Raw genomic sequence first — 14364 nt, 5'->3', positions numbered from 1 at the left:
TTCAAATGCTATTGCCTAATCGGGGAGTCGCTATTTTTGCGAAAGCTTGTTTTGGGCATCCCAGCCCAAGCAAGCAGCAAAAACTTAACGCGACCACTTATGCCTCCGGCGGCCCCGATTCGTCCTCGTCACCTCGTCCCGACCCAACAAGGGGTCGGAACATAGGCTCCAAATGACTTGACGCCGTGTCGGATGGCCTTTTATTTTGTCTCCACCTTCGCTAACGCTCAGACTCCGACAAAACAACGGCCCTACGGCTATCGCGGACTAAAAATCATCACTTCGCTTAGGCTCCGTTTCCCTGATTTTCAGCGGGGGAATTAAGTAGGGGTTTGCTATAAACATCATCAGTGTTCCCATTGAAAGAAGAAGTACCTAAACAAAGCAGCCTATAACCTACCTGAAGGTAGCACCACTCGAATATTTCCATCTTTTTGATTTTAATCACTTATAACAGCAAATAGACACTCTGTAGGCACCGTAAAAAAACAACAAATAATTTCAAATAAAGCTTGCAATTGCCGAAAAAATTTTTCTAAAAATTTCCGTTTTAATCACCTCATAAACGGATATCACCCATGCTTAAAGACCTACCACTCTCTGAACATATTCACCAACACTGCAATGAAAGTATGGAACGTGCCCTGTTAGCAGAGCGTCATCCTTTGTGGGCTCGTTCATGCCCAGAGTTGAAGGATATCGACTTTATTCGCCTTGGGTTATTACGCTGTATCAGTGTAGTCGATAGTGGTCGCCATTTCCTCCAAACCAATGAACAGATTTATGGCCAGCTGCTTCCCCACTCAACGTATTTTAAATCACTGAAGTCGCATAGACGAACAAGTATGCTTGAGGCATTTGAACAGCAGAGCTACCATCTTCACTCTGAAACACTGCTATCGCAAGACATTGATTATCTTAAAGCATTACCGGAACTTGACGAATACACCATAGAAGCAGCGGATGGACATTTTATTGATCATGCCTGCCGTACTGAAAAAAACAGCAAGGGGAAAGTTTATGCGGCCGGGGGGATTTACGCGTTGAATCTCAGAAGTGGGTTGCTCAGATTTCTTTGTCTGGTGACAAATGGAACTCAGAGGCATCAAGAAATACCTGTGTTACGAGATCATATTGAAAAGCAAAACAAGGGAAATAACAGCTCTCAGAAACATCTCTATGTCTACGATAAAGCCGTCACCGACTTTGTCTGGTGGGATCGGCAGAAACGACATGCTAATTACATGATTTCAATGCTAAAAGAAAATTCAATTGCGACTCTGGTTGAGTCTATCCCTTTTGACTCCCGCCATGAGATCAATACAGGGGTTGAAGCATACAGTGTGTACGAAAACAAGGGCATCAAATTTAACGTGGTGGATTACCGTGATCCAGAAACCGGAAAACTTCACCGGTTTATGACAACCTTGCCAATGACTATTAACCCTGGAACCATTGCCATGCTGTATTTCAAGCGATGGACGATTGAAAAGACATTCAATAACACTAAAAGTAATTTCAAGGAAACTAAAGCTTGGTCTTCCAATACCCGCTCACTTGAAAATCAAATGCGCCTGACTGCAATGAGCTATAATTTAATGCGCGTGTTTGAAGAGATTTCAAAAACACAACAGCCAGAATTGATTCATCCATCGGATAAAAAATATAGCGAGGCTCTGGAGATAAGGCAACAACAGGCTCAAAAACGAGATCGTTTTGTGAATCCATTATTTTTCCAGGCAAGAATATCTCGTATCAGCTCGTATACCATTCGGGCAGTTCAAAACGCAATAATAACAGGAATGTCTTTACAGTGCTTTATGAGCTCTCTTGTGGCGAGGTTAGTTTCACGGCCTCAATTGATAGGGGAACACTGATGATAAACATGGCAAAACCACCTAAAATAAACCTCGATACACCAGCATTGTGTATTTCAGCTACTCAATAATTGGGAAACTTCAGTTGTTTATACTCCGGCTACTAATTTTACGGGTGATGACAATTTTATCTATAAAGTGTCTGACGGAAAACTGGGTTCGGGTGATGTGACTGTCACGATTACGGTCACCCTGGTAAATGACCCACCTGTCGCTTTGGCGGATGCCTATAGTGTCCATGAAGATACTGGCATAAGTATTGATGCAGCCCATGGATTACTTCATAACGACTCCGATCCAGAACATAATCAACTGACAGTTAGCTTAGTCAGTAATGTTAGCAACGGCACGCTACAGATCAATAAGGATGGCAGCTTTGACTATACCCCCGCAACTAATTACAACGGTCTGGATAGTTTTAGCTATAAAGCAAACGATGCTCAACTTGATAGTAACACGGTAACAGTACGTTAAACATTGATGCGGTGAATGATGCACCTGTTGGAGTCAATGATCACTATGTGATCCCTGAAGATACAGTATTGCAGATTATTGCGCAGCAAGGTGTATTGGCTAATGATAGTGATATAGACGGAGATAAGCTACGGGCTTTTAAATTTACTAATCCGGCAAACGGAATCGTGAATTTTAATCTCGATGGTAGTTTTAGCTATACGCCTAATCCTAATTTTAATGGCCTGGATAGTTTCATCTATAAGATTTCAGATGGCACGTTAGGGAGTAATGAAACGACAGTCAGCATTGACGTTCATGCAGTTAATGATGCCCCTGTAGCTCAGGCTGATGTCTATAACACGCCTGAAGATACGCCCATTAAGGTGACTTCAGCTCAGGGTGTGTTAAACAATGACATCGACCCTGATGGAGACACCTTTGCTGGATTACAAACCAGCGCTCCTGCGCACGGAAAAGTGAAATGGGTTCCTTGGGATGGTAGCTCTATTTACACCCCAAACACCAACTTTAATGGTACGGATAGTTTTACTTATAAAGCCTGGGACGGACATTTACTGAGTAATGAGGTAACAATTACCATCAACGTACATCCAGTGGATGATGCGCCTGTGGCAACTGATGATTTATATTCTGTGGGTGAAGATGGTTTCTTGAAAGTAACTGTAGCCAAAGGACTGCTGGCCAATGACCATGATGTTGATGGTAATATCTTGCGCGTGAATAGTATAGTTTCATCAGTGGCTAATGGTGCTTTACAGATGAGTCTTGATGGCAGCTTTACTTATAAACCCAACTTCGGTTTTTTTGGTACAGACAGTTTTACCTACAAAGCGAATGATGGAAAAGTTAATAGTGTCGTGGCAACAGTCACCATTACAGTAACCCATGTTAACCATCCTGTACTACCGAATGCTGATGCCTATACCATAACTCAGGGTGACCTTTTAACAGTAACAACCGCCAATGGACTGTTAGCCAATGACCTGGATATTGATGGCGATACACTACTGGTAAGCAATATCCCAACTAGCGTCAGCCATGGTACCCTGCAAATGATGCTGGATGGTTCATTTACCTATAAACCTGATCCCGGTTATAGCGGCCCCGGGTGATGCCTACAGTGTGGTCCAAGATGGCATTTTAACTATTCCAGCTCCGGGCTTATTGGCAAATGACCTGGATATAGATGGCGATAAGCTGTTTGTTTTGATTCAGACTTTTCCAGCTAATGGCGCATTGCATCAGGACTTAGACGGCGGCTTCACCTATCAACCGGCTCCCGGTTTTCAGGGCGTTGATAGCTATTCCTATATGGCTAGTGACAGTCACTTAAACAGCAAGATTGTCACTGTGACCTTACATGTTAATCATACCAATCATCCACCTCTGGCAGGAGCTGATAGCTACAGCACAGCGCGGAATACCGTGTTGCAGATCAGCGCCACTCAGGGTGTATTGGCTAATGATATAGATCTTGATGCAGATCAGTTGACGGCATTGATTGTCAGTCAACCAACAAATGGTAGTGTGCAACTGAATAAGGACGGTAGTTTTAAATATACGCCTGTAACAGATTATGCCGGACTTGATAGCTTTAGCTATAACATCAGTGTTCCCCTATCAATTGAGGCGGCAAAACTAACCTCGCCACAAGAGAGCTCATAAAGCACTGTAAAGACATTCCTGTTATTATTGCGTTTTGAACTGATCGAATGGTATACGAGCTGATACGAGATATTCTTGCCTAGAAAAATAATGGATTCACAAAACGATCTCGTTTTTGGGCCTGTTGTTGCCTAATCTCCAGAGCCTCGCTATATTTTTTATCCGATGGATGAATCAATTCTGGCTGTTGTGTTTTTGAAATCTCTTCAAACACGCGCATTAAATTATAGCTCATTGCAGTCAGACGCATTTGATTTTTAAGTGAGCGGGTATTGGAAGACCAAGCTTTAGTTTCCTTGAAATTACTTTTAGTGTTATTGAATGTCTTTTCAATCGTCCATCGCTTGAAATACAGCATGGCAATGGTTCCAGGGTTAATAGTCATTGGCAAGGTTGTCACAAACCGGTGAAGTTTTCCGGTTTCTGGATCACGGTAATCCACCACGTTAAACAGGCGCGCCATGCTACCTCACGAAATTCCGGGACTCCTGTCGCCGTAATTCGTTCACCTACGCAGCGAATAGGAGATGCTCCAGCCACCCTGCGTCCGCCACAGACTGAGCACAAAGCAGCTCAGTCATGGCTACCACAAATGGCTCTACGGCTATTCGGGATAAAATTTTAGCCTCCCTCGCGCGCTATCGCGCACTTCGGATTGGCAAATTTCCCTGCGCCTTCTGGAGACTATCAGCCCGTCCGGGGCTGACAGCGTTTGATGCCCTTGTTTTCGTACACACTGTATGCTTCAACTCCTGTATTGATCTCATGCTGGGAGTCAAAAGGGATAGACTCAACCAGAGTCGCAATTGAATTTTCTTTTAGCATTGAAATCATGTAATTAGCATGTCGTTTCTGCCGATCCCACCAGACAAAGACGGGGAGTCGCTATTTTTGCGAAAGCTTGTTTTGGGCATCCCAGCCCAAGCAAGCAGCAAAAACTTAACGCGACCACTAATGCCTTCGGCGCCCCAGACGTCCTGCGTACGTGCCACTTCGCCATTACCATCGTAAACTCGGTGCTGGCTTCGTAACACTCCCTCAAATGACTGGACGGCGTTCCGGAATGCCTTTTATTTTGTCTACACCTACGCTAGCGCTACGATTCCGACAAAACAACGGCCCTACGCCTTCTGGGGACTACCAGCCCTCGCGTTCGCTCTCCATGGCTGGCAGCGTCGGTGACGGCTTTATCGTAGACATAGAGATGTTTCTGAGAGCTGTTATTTCCCTTGTTTTGCTTTTCAATATGATCTCGTAACACAGGTATTTCTTGATGTCTCTGAGTTCCGTTTGTCACCAGACAAAGAAATCTGAGCAACCCACTTCTGAGATTCAACGCGTAAATCCCCCCGGCCGCATAAACTTTCCCCTTGCTGTTTTTTTCAGTATGGCAGGCATGATCAATAAAATGTCCATCCGCTGCTTCTATGGTGTATTCGTCAAGTTCTGGGAATGCTTTAAGATAATCAATGCCTTGCGATAGCAGTATTTCAGCGTGAAGATGATAGCTCTGCTGTTCAAATGCCTCAAGCATACTTGTTCGTCTATGCGACTTCAGTGATTTAAAATACGTTGAGTGGGGAAGCAGCTGGCCATAAATCTGTTCATTGGTTTGGAGGAAATGGCGACCACTATCGACTACACTGATACAGCGTAATAACCCAAGGCGAATAAAGTCGATATCCTTCAACTCTGGGCATGAACGAGCTCACAAAGGATGACGCTCTGCTAACAGGGCACGTTCCATACTTTCATTGCAGTGTTGGTGAATATGTTCAGAGAGTGGTAGGTCTTTAAGCATGGGTGATATCCGTTTATGAGGTGATTAAAACGGAAATTTTTAGAAAAATTTTTCGGCAAATGCAAGCTTTATTTGAAATTATTTGTTGTTTTTTTACGGTGCCTACAGAGTGTCTATTTGCTGTTATAAGTGATTAAAATCAAAAAGATGGAAATATTCGAGTGGTGCTACCTTCAGGTAGGTTATAGGCTGCTTTGTTTAGGTACTTCTTCTTTCAATGGGAACACTGATGAGCTATAAAGCAAAAGATAGTCTGCTAGATAGTAATATTATTACCGTTGTGATCGATGTGCATTTTACTAACAGGCCACCAGTGGCAGTTGATGATAGTTATTCTATTGCACAGGATACTTTATTACAGGTTAATGTCGCTAATGGCCTGTTAGCTAACGATTCTGATCCAGATGCCAATATACTGCAGCCCATTATCGTCACTCAGCCAGCAAATGGCATAGTGCATGTATTAGCCGGTGGCAGCTTTAGCTATCAGCCGAACAGCGGATTTTCAGGTGTGAATAGTTTTACCTACAAGGCCAATGACGGCATTGCTGACAGTAATACGGCAATTGTGAAAATTACGGTCAATGCAGTAAATCATGCTCCAATAGCAAAAGCAGGCAACTACTCCACGCCACGGAATGTGCCACTACAGGTTAGAGCACCGGGTATATTTACAGGCGCATCCGATCCGGATGGTGCCCAACTGACAGCACGTTTAATTACCCCGCCAGCAGAAGGTTCACTACACATGAACCATGATGGTAGCTTTACCTACACGCCAAAGCCAGCGCCAATTAGAAGAGCAGCGCTCGCTAATCAGGTAAGTTTTACCTTTGTGGTATCGGACAGTCATCTTTCTAGCGCTGTTACGACGGTACAGATTGATATTACATCAGCCCCTGTTATACCAACTCCAACTCCAGCAAAGCCAATTCCAACGCTGAACCAGTGGGCAGTGATATTATTGAGTCTGTTAATGCTTGTGGTGGCTGGCAGGTTTTTGCGTAGGGTGTAGGGAATTATTTTCTGTAATTCCCTTTTAGCTCAAGAACTACAAGATAGCATCGAACAGCCCGCCTTAGTGCGTGCCCAATCTGGTCGTTTTTCTGCCCAGGTCTGGTGTTCTGGTTGTTCATCATAAGGGTGACGCAACACTTCTAATAGTTCATTCACCATACTATTATCGCCCTGCTCTGCTTTATCGATTGCTAGTTGAGCCAGGTAATTTCTGAGTACATATTTTGGGTTAACTGAATTCATCATTTGCTTTCTGCGCATATCGTCAGTTTTATCCTGTTGTACTCTGGCGATATACTGGCGTAACCAGCTTATTATCTGCATTTCAATTGCCTCGGTAAGTTGTTCAGGGTGGTAGTAGGCTGCTTGCAATTCAGCCATTAATTGTGCATCTGTTAAATCTATTTCAGTAGAAATATTGGCGAGTTTACGATAAAAAATCGTCATATCCGTTTCTGTTAACACCAGTATTTTTAATAGATCATCCTGAAGTTGCTTATCAGTCGCAGGTTTAAATACTTGTAAACCCAGCTTTTCGTTGATCATGTTCTGATAAGAATCGATAAAGGTTTGACTATAAAGCCTGAGTGCATCCTGCAATGGTTCGACTTGTTCGATCAATGGATAAATCGCATTTGCCAGCTGATTTAAATTCCATCCGGCAATTTGTGGCTGATTACCGAAACGGTAACGACGATATTCTCTATCCGTGGTATTCGGCGTCCAGTCCGGGTCATAATTATCCAGCCAGCCATACGGTCCATAGTCGATGGTTAGACCTAAAATAGACATATTATCTGTATTCATCACCCCGTGCACAAAGCCTACCCGCTGCCATTGCACGATCATCTCGGCGGTTTTAGCACAAACTTCATTAAACCAGGCGAGATAGGTTGTGACTCCGGGCCTGCCTAAATGTGGAAAATGAGTGCGAATGGTATAACCGACCAGTTCACGCAGCAAATCTACATTGTTGCGTGCAGCATGAATTTCAAAACTGCCGAAACGAATAAAGGAAGGTGCGACACGGCAAACCACTGCGCCTTTTTCTAACTGCGGGTTACCACTATAAAACATATCACGTACAACCTGTTCGCCTGTAGTTACCAGGCTTAACGCACGGGTGGTGGGCACACCTAGATGGTGCATTGCTTCACTACATAGGAATTCACGTACTGATGAGCGTAACACCGCCAGACCATCTGCCGTACGCGAATAAGGTGTTAGCCCTGCACCTTTTAACTGCATAGTCCAGCGCTCGCCTTGCTGGTTTAGCACTTCACCTAGATTAATCGCCCTGCCATCACCCAGTTGCCCAGCCCAATTGCCAAACTGGTGCCCTCCATAACACATCGCGTAAGGCTGCATTCCCTTAGCTAACTTGTTACCAGCAAACACCTGGGTAAAGTAATCTGATTTACAATCATCCTCGGATAAATCAAATAATTCCGCGACTTCTTTCGCATAAGCAACAAGCTGAGGAGCAGTGACAGGGGTTGGTGTGACTGCTGAATAACATGCGCCTTCAACCTGTCTAGGATGTAGTCCTGATGTTTGATCAGCCGGTAATTCATGGATAAAGCGGTTATCAAACTGTAATTGATCGAGTTTATTTTGCATATTTTGGGTGTCTGCTATTTGCCCTGGTTTCTACCATCAAAGAATTAAGAGTCAACAACCTGGATATTGAGTATCGAATATTTTAATCTACACTGTATCTATTACCCTAACGATAAGACCAAAGACATGGCAAATATTACTAGCAATCAGATTTATTCCCACTCTGCCAAACAGTTTTGGCAAACATGGCTGTTCGCATTAATCTGGAATGCTGGCGTATGGTTTGCCATTATCAAAGCGGGAAATAATATCCTGGGGGCTTTTGACGCGAACGCTGAAAATCAGGGAAACGTAGCCTAAGCGAAGTGATGATTTTTAGTCCGCGATAGCCGTAGGGCCGTTGTTTTGTCGGAGTCTGAGCGTTAGCGAAGGTGGAGACAAAATAAAAGGCCATCCGACACGGCGTCAAGTCATTTGGAGCCTATGTTCCGACTCCTTGTCGGGACGAGGTGACGAGGACGAATCGGGGCCGCCGGAGGCATAAGTGGTCGCGTTAAGTTTTTGCTGCTTGCTTGGGCTGGGATGCCCAAAACAAGCTTTCGCAAAAATAGCGACTCCCCGCTCCGGTTTTTTATTTTTTTATCAGCTTTCCGTCGCTGTCAGCCCCGGACGGGCTGATAGTCTCCAGAAGGCGCAGGGAAATTTGCCAATCCGAAGTGCGCGATAGCGCGCGAGGGAGGCTAAAATTTTATCCCGAATAGCCGTAGAGCCATTTGTGGTAGCCATGACTGAGCTGCTTTGTGCTCAGTCTGTGGCGGACGCAGGGCGGCTGGAGCATCTCCTATTCGCTGCGTAGGTGAACGAATTACGGCGACAGGAGTCCCGGAATTTCGTGAGGTAGCATGGCGCGCCTGTTATCGGCCTCTGGATAATCGTACAGGCAATCATACAAACTCTGGCCTGGTATAAATTTGGTAAAACTCCCGTAAGCTTAAAAACCTTTCCGGGGCAAATAGGTAGCCGCTGTGCTGGTCAACTGACTCTACCTATTGCAGCAAAATCAGCCAAACGCGCAACATTACATCTCAGCTGTATGCGTCGGTATCATCAGCGCAGTAATAACGGTAAAAGTAGCTGGCGCACAGAAACACTGTGGCAAGATAGAATAACCCTGAAGCCAGATAAATATGGCCGAAAAATACGCATCGATTTTGTATTTACCCCCCCCGCAGGTTTACCCTCGACAGAAGCACCTAGTGATGATTACCATATCTGGGTACTGCAGGTTCGCCTGCCACTGCCTGGCATAGATTATGAGCGTAATTTTGAGTTACCTTTGCAGGTTGCAGAACAGCTGGAAATTGCCACAACAAATCGCTTTAAAGCACAATCCTCGGCTGTTATAGAGCATAGAGACACTAACAGCACAACTACTCCACAGATAACACCCTCTGCTGCAGGCACACAGTTTTATTTTGGCTATGGTCGCTCAAAGGGTATGGGAATAAGTCTGATGGCATTTGGGCTATTTATTGCCGTGTTTGCTTATTATTTCTTTGCCGGCTTTTTAGATTTTCTGCCTGTAACAACTGGTTTAATGGCTGCGTATGTTGAGTTAGTTGCTCTAACACTTTTTTTGCTGGGGCTTTTTTTAATCGCCAATAGCCTGACAGTGGAAGTCGGATTGATGGGGATACGCAAACAGCAGCACACCTTTGGTTTTCTGCTTGAAGAAATAACCGAGCTTGATGATATTGCAGATATTGTCATCGAACAAAATGCCTCATCAACTTCTGGAAATACTACCCGCGTCTGGTATCGACTCAACTTACTCACGCACGACGGCCAAGCTATGGAAATCGGTGATAGCCTGGAAGGGCAAAGTTATGCGGAACATATCAGGCAGAAAATGCTGGGTGCATTAGGTACCTCATGGCGGCCTACGGTACAACGCAAGCTCCAAGAAAAAAAGAAACTACCAGTACCTATCTGGCTAAAGTGGGTAGGCAAGCTATTATCCTATTCTTTTGTTATTGCCCTGGCGTATGACTTAAGTCATATGTTTCCTGAATTAACAGAATTTGTATTACCATTTTTGCCCTACAAATCTAATCCGTAACTTGCTATTAATTAGCCGTTATTCCTGCATTCATGTAGAGCGGACTTTAGTCTGCCAATCACTCAAATAAAGGTCAGAACTCCTGATCTCGGAGATTAAAGTCTGACACCGTAAATTTCAATGCCCATATTGTAGACTAATGAATACGTTAGTTGATACGTTTAAAAGAAATTTGTGGTATCAGCAAAGAATCCTGGCTAAAACAGTAAACAATTGATTGTATATGAAATATTAGTTACGAGGTCAGGTGTTCTGAAGGTGGGCTAAAGCCACATGCCCTATCCTTTGAGCAACCTCGGGGAGTCGCTATTTTTGCGAAAGCTTGTTTTGGGCATCCCAGCCCAAGCAAGCAGCAAAAACTTAACGCGACCACTTATGCCTCCGGCGGCCCCGATTCGTCCTCGTCACCTCGTCCCGACCCAACAAGGGGTCGGAACATAGGCTCCAAATGACTTGACGCCGTGTCGGATGGCCTTTTATTTTGTCTCCACCTTCGCTAACGCTCAGACTCCGACAAAACAACGACCCTACGGCTATCGCGGACTAAAAATCATCACTTCGCTTAGGCTACGTTTCCCTGATTTTCAGCGGTAGCGGACTGAAGTCTGCTCTACAGGGAGTGGAGGGATATTTAGTCCCTGATAGGCGACAGGGCAATTCGCTGATTCGACGTGTGCTAGCAGCACGCGAGAGGAGCAAGAATTGCATTCCGAATAGCCGTCCAGCCAGTGAGGTAGTAATGACGAAGCGGCTTTTGTGCGTAGTCGTTGCGGACGCAGGGCGTTCAGGGCATCTCCCATCCGCTGCGTAGGTGAACGAATTATGGCGACAGGAGTCCCAGAATTTCGTGAGGTAGCATGGCGCGCCTGCTTTACCAAAGGCCTGCACGCCCAGAATTCCGCCATCGTTTTGAGCAAAAATCAGTTTGATATGAATAGGATATGCACCGGGAAATAGCCCACATGATGCCCAGGATGTAATATATAGCTTGATAATCCTGTATTCCAGCTCGTTGCAAGGCTTTCTCGCTGGCACCCGTCATCGCCAATGGTATAGCCGAAAACCTGGCAGACAGCAGTACCTAAACACCTTTAAAGCTGAGCTTTTCACGAAATTCCGGACGTCCTGTCACCGTAATTCGTTCACCTACGCAGCGAATAGGAGATGCTCCAGCCGCCCTGCGTCCGCCACAGACTGAGCACAAAGCAGCTCAGTCATGGCTACCACAAATGGCTCTACGGCTATTCGGGATAAAATTTTAGCCTCCCTCGCGCGCTATCGCGCACTTCGGATTGGCAAATTTCCCTGCGCCTTCTGGAGACTATCAGCCCGTCCGGGGCTGACAGCGATGGAAACGTAGCTTAGCGAAGTGGTGATTTTTAGTCCCTGATAGGCGACAGGGCAATTCGCTGATTCGACGTGTGCTAGCAGCACGCGAGAGGAGCAAGAATTGCATTCCGAATAGCCGTCCAGCCAGTGAGGTAGTAATGACGAAGCGGCTTTTGTGCGTAGTCGTTGCGGACGCAGGGCGTTCAGGGCATCTCCCATCCGCTGCGTAGGTGAACGAATTATGGCGACAGGAGTCCCAGAATTTCGTGAGGTAGCATGGCGCGCCTGCTTTACCAAAGGCCTGCACGCCCAGAATTCCGCCATCGTTTTGAGCAAAAATCAGTTTGATATGAATAGGATATGCACCCGGGAAATAGCCCACATGATGCCCAGGATGTAAATATATAGCTTGATAATCCTGTATTCCAGCTCGTTGCAAGGCTTTCTCGCTGGCACCCGTCATCGCCAATGGTATAGCCGAAAACCTGGCAGACAGCAGTACCTAAAACACCTTTAAAGCTGAGCTTTCTATCTAATGCCGGATTAAATCATTCTAAAACAGAGCTGGCAGCAATGCGCCCCTGTCGATTTGCCTGGCCTGCCAGAGGTAATGAAAACCGCTGCTGAGTGATCAGATCCTGCACTTCTACTACATCCCCTACCGCCCAGATTGATGCATCATTAGTCTGCATCTATGCATTAACCTGTATAGCCCCGCGCTCGCTTAGCTGCAATCCAGCCTGTTTTGCTAGTGATGATTCGGGAACAACGCCTATGGCGAGTAACACCATATCCGTTTCTATATACCCATTTGAGTAACGAACTTCCAGCCCATTAGCTGTTGGCTTAAATGATTCGACTGCCTGACCTAATTGCAAGTTGATATTATGGTTCTGTCGCAAAAAACGAATGTTTGTGTAAAAAATCAACTGTATCCTGTTTTTATGGGGCAAATGGATAAAACGCCATGCAGGATAAAAAACTTCTCAGCCCATCATTAAAATTACGATAATATAGTGGGAAGGCCAATTATCATATGTCATTCAGGAAAATAATAACTTAAAAAATAGCACCATTTTTAGTTGAACATGTGAAATTTCTTTGGCTGAAATTAAATCTTATGATCGTAGGTAATAAGGTGATTTTGTTTTTTGCGACAGAACCGATATTATTATCTTGCAGACAGCTTTTAACGTAGCTCGCCATATCTTCATCCAGTGGCGGCATGACTTGTGTGGCCATTTCTATAATCGTGACTTCCAGCCCCAGACCTGACAAATTTTCAGCCATTTCCAGACCGATAAAGCCACCACCAATAATCACCGCGCGCTTTGCCTTCGCGGCTGCCGCTTTTAATTTATGGCTATCACTCGATGTTCAAGTTTTTGATATTGAGAAGGTAAAATCAGGTATTCTGAGGTTGTTGTAATTTTATCGGTGTAATCCCATGTTAATGAATGCCCCAGCCACCTTTATCCAAAGCTATATTGACGATTTAAATGATGCGCTCAATCAGCTAAAACCCGGAGCCGCTTTGACACGGATTCAAGCCGCTTGGTTGGGCACTTGTTTAACGTGCATACTGCTAATGAACTCTGTTTGCTGGGCTAAGTTTGAGCGAGCAAGCCTTGGAGATTGCAAAGTAGCCGCATTATCCTGGGTGTTTCGTAAAGCAAGTATACCCTGGGACTGTTTGCTACGGGTGAGTGTGGTCTTAATTTTAAAACGTTATGGCATTACTGAAGGTGTGTTGGCCTTTGATGAATCAGACCGAGCACGATCTAAGTCTACAAAACGTATTTATAAGGTTTACAAGCAGAAACACAAAGGCTCCGGCGGGTATGTTAATGGACAAACGATAGTATTATTGCTGCTAGTTACCTCATCCATTACAGTGCCTGTCGGTTTTTTCTTTTATATGCCGGATCCAGCCTTAAAGCAGTGGGATAAAGAAGATAAACGGTTGAAAAAGAGCGGTATAGCAAAAAAAGATCGGCCTATTAAGCCTGAACGTGACAGTGCCTACCCGACCAAAACAGAGATTGCATTAGGCTTATTAAAAGAGTTTAAAGTTGCGCATAGCCTGATTAAAATTAAAGGCGTACTGGCTGATGCGCTGTATGGTGAAAAAGCCTTTATGGACGAAGCCGCTAAAGAATCTGGAGGCTCGCAGGTGATTAGCCAATTACGTAAAAACCAAAATATTGAATATAGAGGTAGAATAAGGTCAGTCGAGAGCTACTTTAATTCGATTAACAAAGGCATTGATCAGATAATACGTGTACGTGGCGGCAAAGAGATTAAAGTGACTGTCAGCAGTGCACGATTAAAGGTGAGATCTCACAGTCGCTGTCAGCCCCGGACGGGCTGATAGTCTCCAGAAGGCGCAGGGAAATTTGCCAATCCGAAGTGCGCGATAGCGCGCGAGGGAGGCTAAAATTTTATCCCGAATAGCCGTAGAGCCATTTGTGGTAGCCATGACTGAGCTGCTTTGTGCTCAGTCTGTGGCGGACGCAGGG

At 45.0% G+C, this 14364-nt stretch carries 27 protein-coding genes and 1 pseudogene; 15 read left to right on the top strand and 13 right to left on the bottom strand.

What is annotated here, in order from left to right:
• Positions 1-36 precede the first annotated feature (36 nt).
• From K6984_RS32405 to K6984_RS03445, 6 genes are all read left to right on the top strand, one after another.
• Positions 37-165, top strand: coding sequence for a hypothetical protein (locus K6984_RS32405; RefSeq protein WP_263458596.1), 129 nt, complete (start codon positions 37-39; stop codon positions 163-165).
• A gap of 27 nt (positions 166-192) precedes the next feature.
• Entirely contained in the window at positions 193-324 is a 132-nt protein-coding gene (locus K6984_RS32400; RefSeq protein WP_263458641.1) for a hypothetical protein, read from the top strand.
• Positions 325-578: 254 nt separating this feature from the next.
• Positions 579-1877: a transposase gene (locus tag K6984_RS03460; protein WP_221894238.1), complete on the top strand. Its 1299-nt coding sequence runs from the start codon at positions 579-581 to the stop codon at positions 1875-1877.
• 36 nt (positions 1878-1913) lie between these two features.
• Positions 1914-2351, top strand: a complete 438-nt coding sequence (locus K6984_RS03455; RefSeq protein WP_230987901.1) for an Ig-like domain-containing protein — start codon at positions 1914-1916, stop codon at positions 2349-2351.
• An 11-nt stretch (positions 2352-2362) separates the two neighbouring features.
• Entirely contained in the window at positions 2363-3466 is a 1104-nt protein-coding gene (locus tag K6984_RS03450) for a tandem-95 repeat protein (RefSeq protein WP_221894236.1), read from the top strand.
• Positions 3417-4019 carry a cadherin-like domain-containing protein gene (locus tag K6984_RS03445; RefSeq protein WP_221894235.1) on the top strand — a complete coding sequence of 201 codons (603 nt, stop codon included), beginning with the start codon at positions 3417-3419 and terminating at the stop codon, positions 4017-4019. Before K6984_RS03450 ends, K6984_RS03445 begins: the two co-directional genes overlap by 50 nt.
• A gap of 79 nt (positions 4020-4098) precedes the next feature.
• Here K6984_RS03445 and K6984_RS03440 read toward each other — a convergent pair whose 3' ends face one another.
• Complete coding sequence (locus tag K6984_RS03440; RefSeq protein WP_221894234.1) at positions 4099-4482, bottom strand: transposase; 384 nt, start codon at positions 4480-4482, stop codon at positions 4099-4101.
• Positions 4416-4586, bottom strand: coding sequence for a hypothetical protein (locus tag K6984_RS03435; protein WP_221894233.1), 171 nt, complete (start codon positions 4584-4586; stop codon positions 4416-4418). Before K6984_RS03435 ends, K6984_RS03440 begins: the two co-directional genes overlap by 67 nt.
• A gap of 12 nt (positions 4587-4598) precedes the next feature.
• Here K6984_RS03435 and K6984_RS03430 point away from each other — a divergent pair, with 12 nt between their 5' ends.
• Positions 4599-4829: a hypothetical protein gene (locus tag K6984_RS03430; RefSeq protein ID WP_221894232.1), complete on the top strand. Its 231-nt coding sequence runs from the start codon at positions 4599-4601 to the stop codon at positions 4827-4829.
• Positions 4830-5115: 286 nt separating this feature from the next.
• Here K6984_RS03430 and K6984_RS03425 read toward each other — a convergent pair whose 3' ends face one another.
• Positions 5116-5709 (bottom strand): hypothetical protein, encoded by a 594-nt coding sequence (locus K6984_RS03425; RefSeq protein WP_221894231.1) that lies wholly within the window; start codon positions 5707-5709, stop codon positions 5116-5118.
• 328 nt (positions 5710-6037) lie between these two features.
• Here K6984_RS03425 and K6984_RS03420 point away from each other — a divergent pair, with 328 nt between their 5' ends.
• Positions 6038-6835 (top strand): IPTL-CTERM sorting domain-containing protein, encoded by a 798-nt coding sequence (locus tag K6984_RS03420; protein ID WP_221894230.1) that lies wholly within the window; start codon positions 6038-6040, stop codon positions 6833-6835.
• A gap of 29 nt (positions 6836-6864) precedes the next feature.
• On the opposite strand, the gene K6984_RS03415 is transcribed toward K6984_RS03420, so the two are convergent.
• The 4 genes from K6984_RS03415 to K6984_RS03405 all read right to left on the bottom strand — a co-directional run bounded on the left by K6984_RS03415 (position 6865) and on the right by K6984_RS03405 (position 9183).
• Positions 6865-8457, bottom strand: a complete 1593-nt coding sequence (locus K6984_RS03415) for a protein adenylyltransferase SelO (RefSeq protein WP_221894229.1) — start codon at positions 8455-8457, stop codon at positions 6865-6867.
• A 232-nt stretch (positions 8458-8689) separates the two neighbouring features.
• Positions 8690-8851 (bottom strand): hypothetical protein, encoded by a 162-nt coding sequence (locus K6984_RS03410; protein ID WP_221894228.1) that lies wholly within the window; start codon positions 8849-8851, stop codon positions 8690-8692.
• 16 nt (positions 8852-8867) lie between these two features.
• Positions 8868-9002, bottom strand: a complete 135-nt coding sequence (locus tag K6984_RS32395) for a hypothetical protein (RefSeq protein WP_263458640.1) — start codon at positions 9000-9002, stop codon at positions 8868-8870.
• A 37-nt stretch (positions 9003-9039) separates the two neighbouring features.
• Positions 9040-9183: a hypothetical protein gene (locus tag K6984_RS03405; RefSeq protein WP_221894227.1), complete on the bottom strand. Its 144-nt coding sequence runs from the start codon at positions 9181-9183 to the stop codon at positions 9040-9042.
• A gap of 12 nt (positions 9184-9195) precedes the next feature.
• Here K6984_RS03405 and K6984_RS03400 point away from each other — a divergent pair, with 12 nt between their 5' ends.
• The 4 genes from K6984_RS03400 (at position 9196) to K6984_RS32385 (ending at position 11110) form a co-directional block, all read left to right on the top strand.
• The gene (locus K6984_RS03400; RefSeq protein WP_221894226.1) at positions 9196-9366 is read left to right on the top strand and encodes a hypothetical protein; all 171 of its coding nucleotides are present in this window, start codon (positions 9196-9198) and stop codon (positions 9364-9366) included.
• A 124-nt stretch (positions 9367-9490) separates the two neighbouring features.
• Positions 9491-10516 (top strand): hypothetical protein, encoded by a 1026-nt coding sequence (locus tag K6984_RS03395; RefSeq protein WP_221894225.1) that lies wholly within the window; start codon positions 9491-9493, stop codon positions 10514-10516.
• Between the two features lie 312 nt (positions 10517-10828).
• Positions 10829-10957 (top strand): hypothetical protein, encoded by a 129-nt coding sequence (locus K6984_RS32390; protein WP_263458596.1) that lies wholly within the window; start codon positions 10829-10831, stop codon positions 10955-10957.
• 27 nt (positions 10958-10984) lie between these two features.
• A complete protein-coding gene (locus K6984_RS32385) occupies positions 10985-11110 on the top strand; it encodes a hypothetical protein (RefSeq protein ID WP_263458605.1) in 126 nt (41 codons plus the stop codon).
• On the opposite strand, the gene K6984_RS03390 is transcribed toward K6984_RS32385, so the two are convergent.
• Positions 11101-11316, bottom strand: coding sequence for a hypothetical protein (locus K6984_RS03390; protein WP_221894224.1), 216 nt, complete (start codon positions 11314-11316; stop codon positions 11101-11103). The two genes, K6984_RS32385 and K6984_RS03390, sit on opposite strands and share 10 nt — an antisense overlap.
• Here K6984_RS03390 and K6984_RS03385 point away from each other — a divergent pair.
• Positions 11273-11473: a hypothetical protein gene (locus K6984_RS03385; protein ID WP_221894223.1), complete on the top strand. Its 201-nt coding sequence runs from the start codon at positions 11273-11275 to the stop codon at positions 11471-11473. The genes K6984_RS03390 and K6984_RS03385 overlap by 44 nt on opposite strands.
• A 124-nt stretch (positions 11474-11597) precedes the next feature.
• Here the strand turns inward: K6984_RS03385 and K6984_RS32380 are convergent, their stop codons facing one another.
• A complete protein-coding gene (locus tag K6984_RS32380) occupies positions 11598-11720 on the bottom strand; it encodes a hypothetical protein (protein ID WP_263458639.1) in 123 nt (40 codons plus the stop codon).
• Between the two features lie 71 nt (positions 11721-11791).
• Positions 11792-12064 (bottom strand): hypothetical protein, encoded by a 273-nt coding sequence (locus tag K6984_RS03380; protein WP_221894222.1) that lies wholly within the window; start codon positions 12062-12064, stop codon positions 11792-11794.
• On the opposite strand from K6984_RS03380, the gene K6984_RS03375 reads away from it, so the two are divergent.
• The gene (locus tag K6984_RS03375; protein ID WP_221894221.1) at positions 12021-12245 is read left to right on the top strand and encodes a hypothetical protein; all 225 of its coding nucleotides are present in this window, start codon (positions 12021-12023) and stop codon (positions 12243-12245) included. The two genes, K6984_RS03380 and K6984_RS03375, sit on opposite strands and share 44 nt — an antisense overlap.
• Before the next feature lie 292 nt (positions 12246-12537).
• Here K6984_RS03375 and K6984_RS03370 read toward each other — a convergent pair whose 3' ends face one another.
• Positions 12538-12774 (bottom strand): FAD-dependent oxidoreductase, encoded by a 237-nt coding sequence (locus K6984_RS03370; protein WP_221894220.1) that lies wholly within the window; start codon positions 12772-12774, stop codon positions 12538-12540.
• A gap of 235 nt (positions 12775-13009) precedes the next feature.
• Positions 13010-13180 (bottom strand): annotated as a pseudogene (locus K6984_RS35965) (NAD(P)/FAD-dependent oxidoreductase); the annotation flags it as partial.
• Positions 13181-13292: 112 nt separating this feature from the next.
• On the opposite strand from K6984_RS35965, the gene K6984_RS03360 reads away from it, so the two are divergent.
• Positions 13293-14216: a transposase gene (locus tag K6984_RS03360; protein WP_221894218.1), complete on the top strand. Its 924-nt coding sequence runs from the start codon at positions 13293-13295 to the stop codon at positions 14214-14216.
• Here the strand turns inward: K6984_RS03360 and K6984_RS03355 are convergent.
• Positions 14172-14324, bottom strand: coding sequence for a hypothetical protein (locus K6984_RS03355; RefSeq protein ID WP_221894217.1), 153 nt, complete (start codon positions 14322-14324; stop codon positions 14172-14174). The genes K6984_RS03360 and K6984_RS03355 overlap by 45 nt on opposite strands.
• Between the last annotated feature and the right edge of the window lie 40 nt (positions 14325-14364).

Origin of the sequence: Bathymodiolus japonicus methanotrophic gill symbiont (assembly GCF_019721995.1) — a bacterium.
Lineage (GTDB): Bacteria > Pseudomonadota > Gammaproteobacteria > Methylococcales > Methylomonadaceae > Methyloprofundus.
Note: the sequence above shows the minus strand (reverse complement) of the source record. Positions and strands in the feature narration are given on the sequence as shown.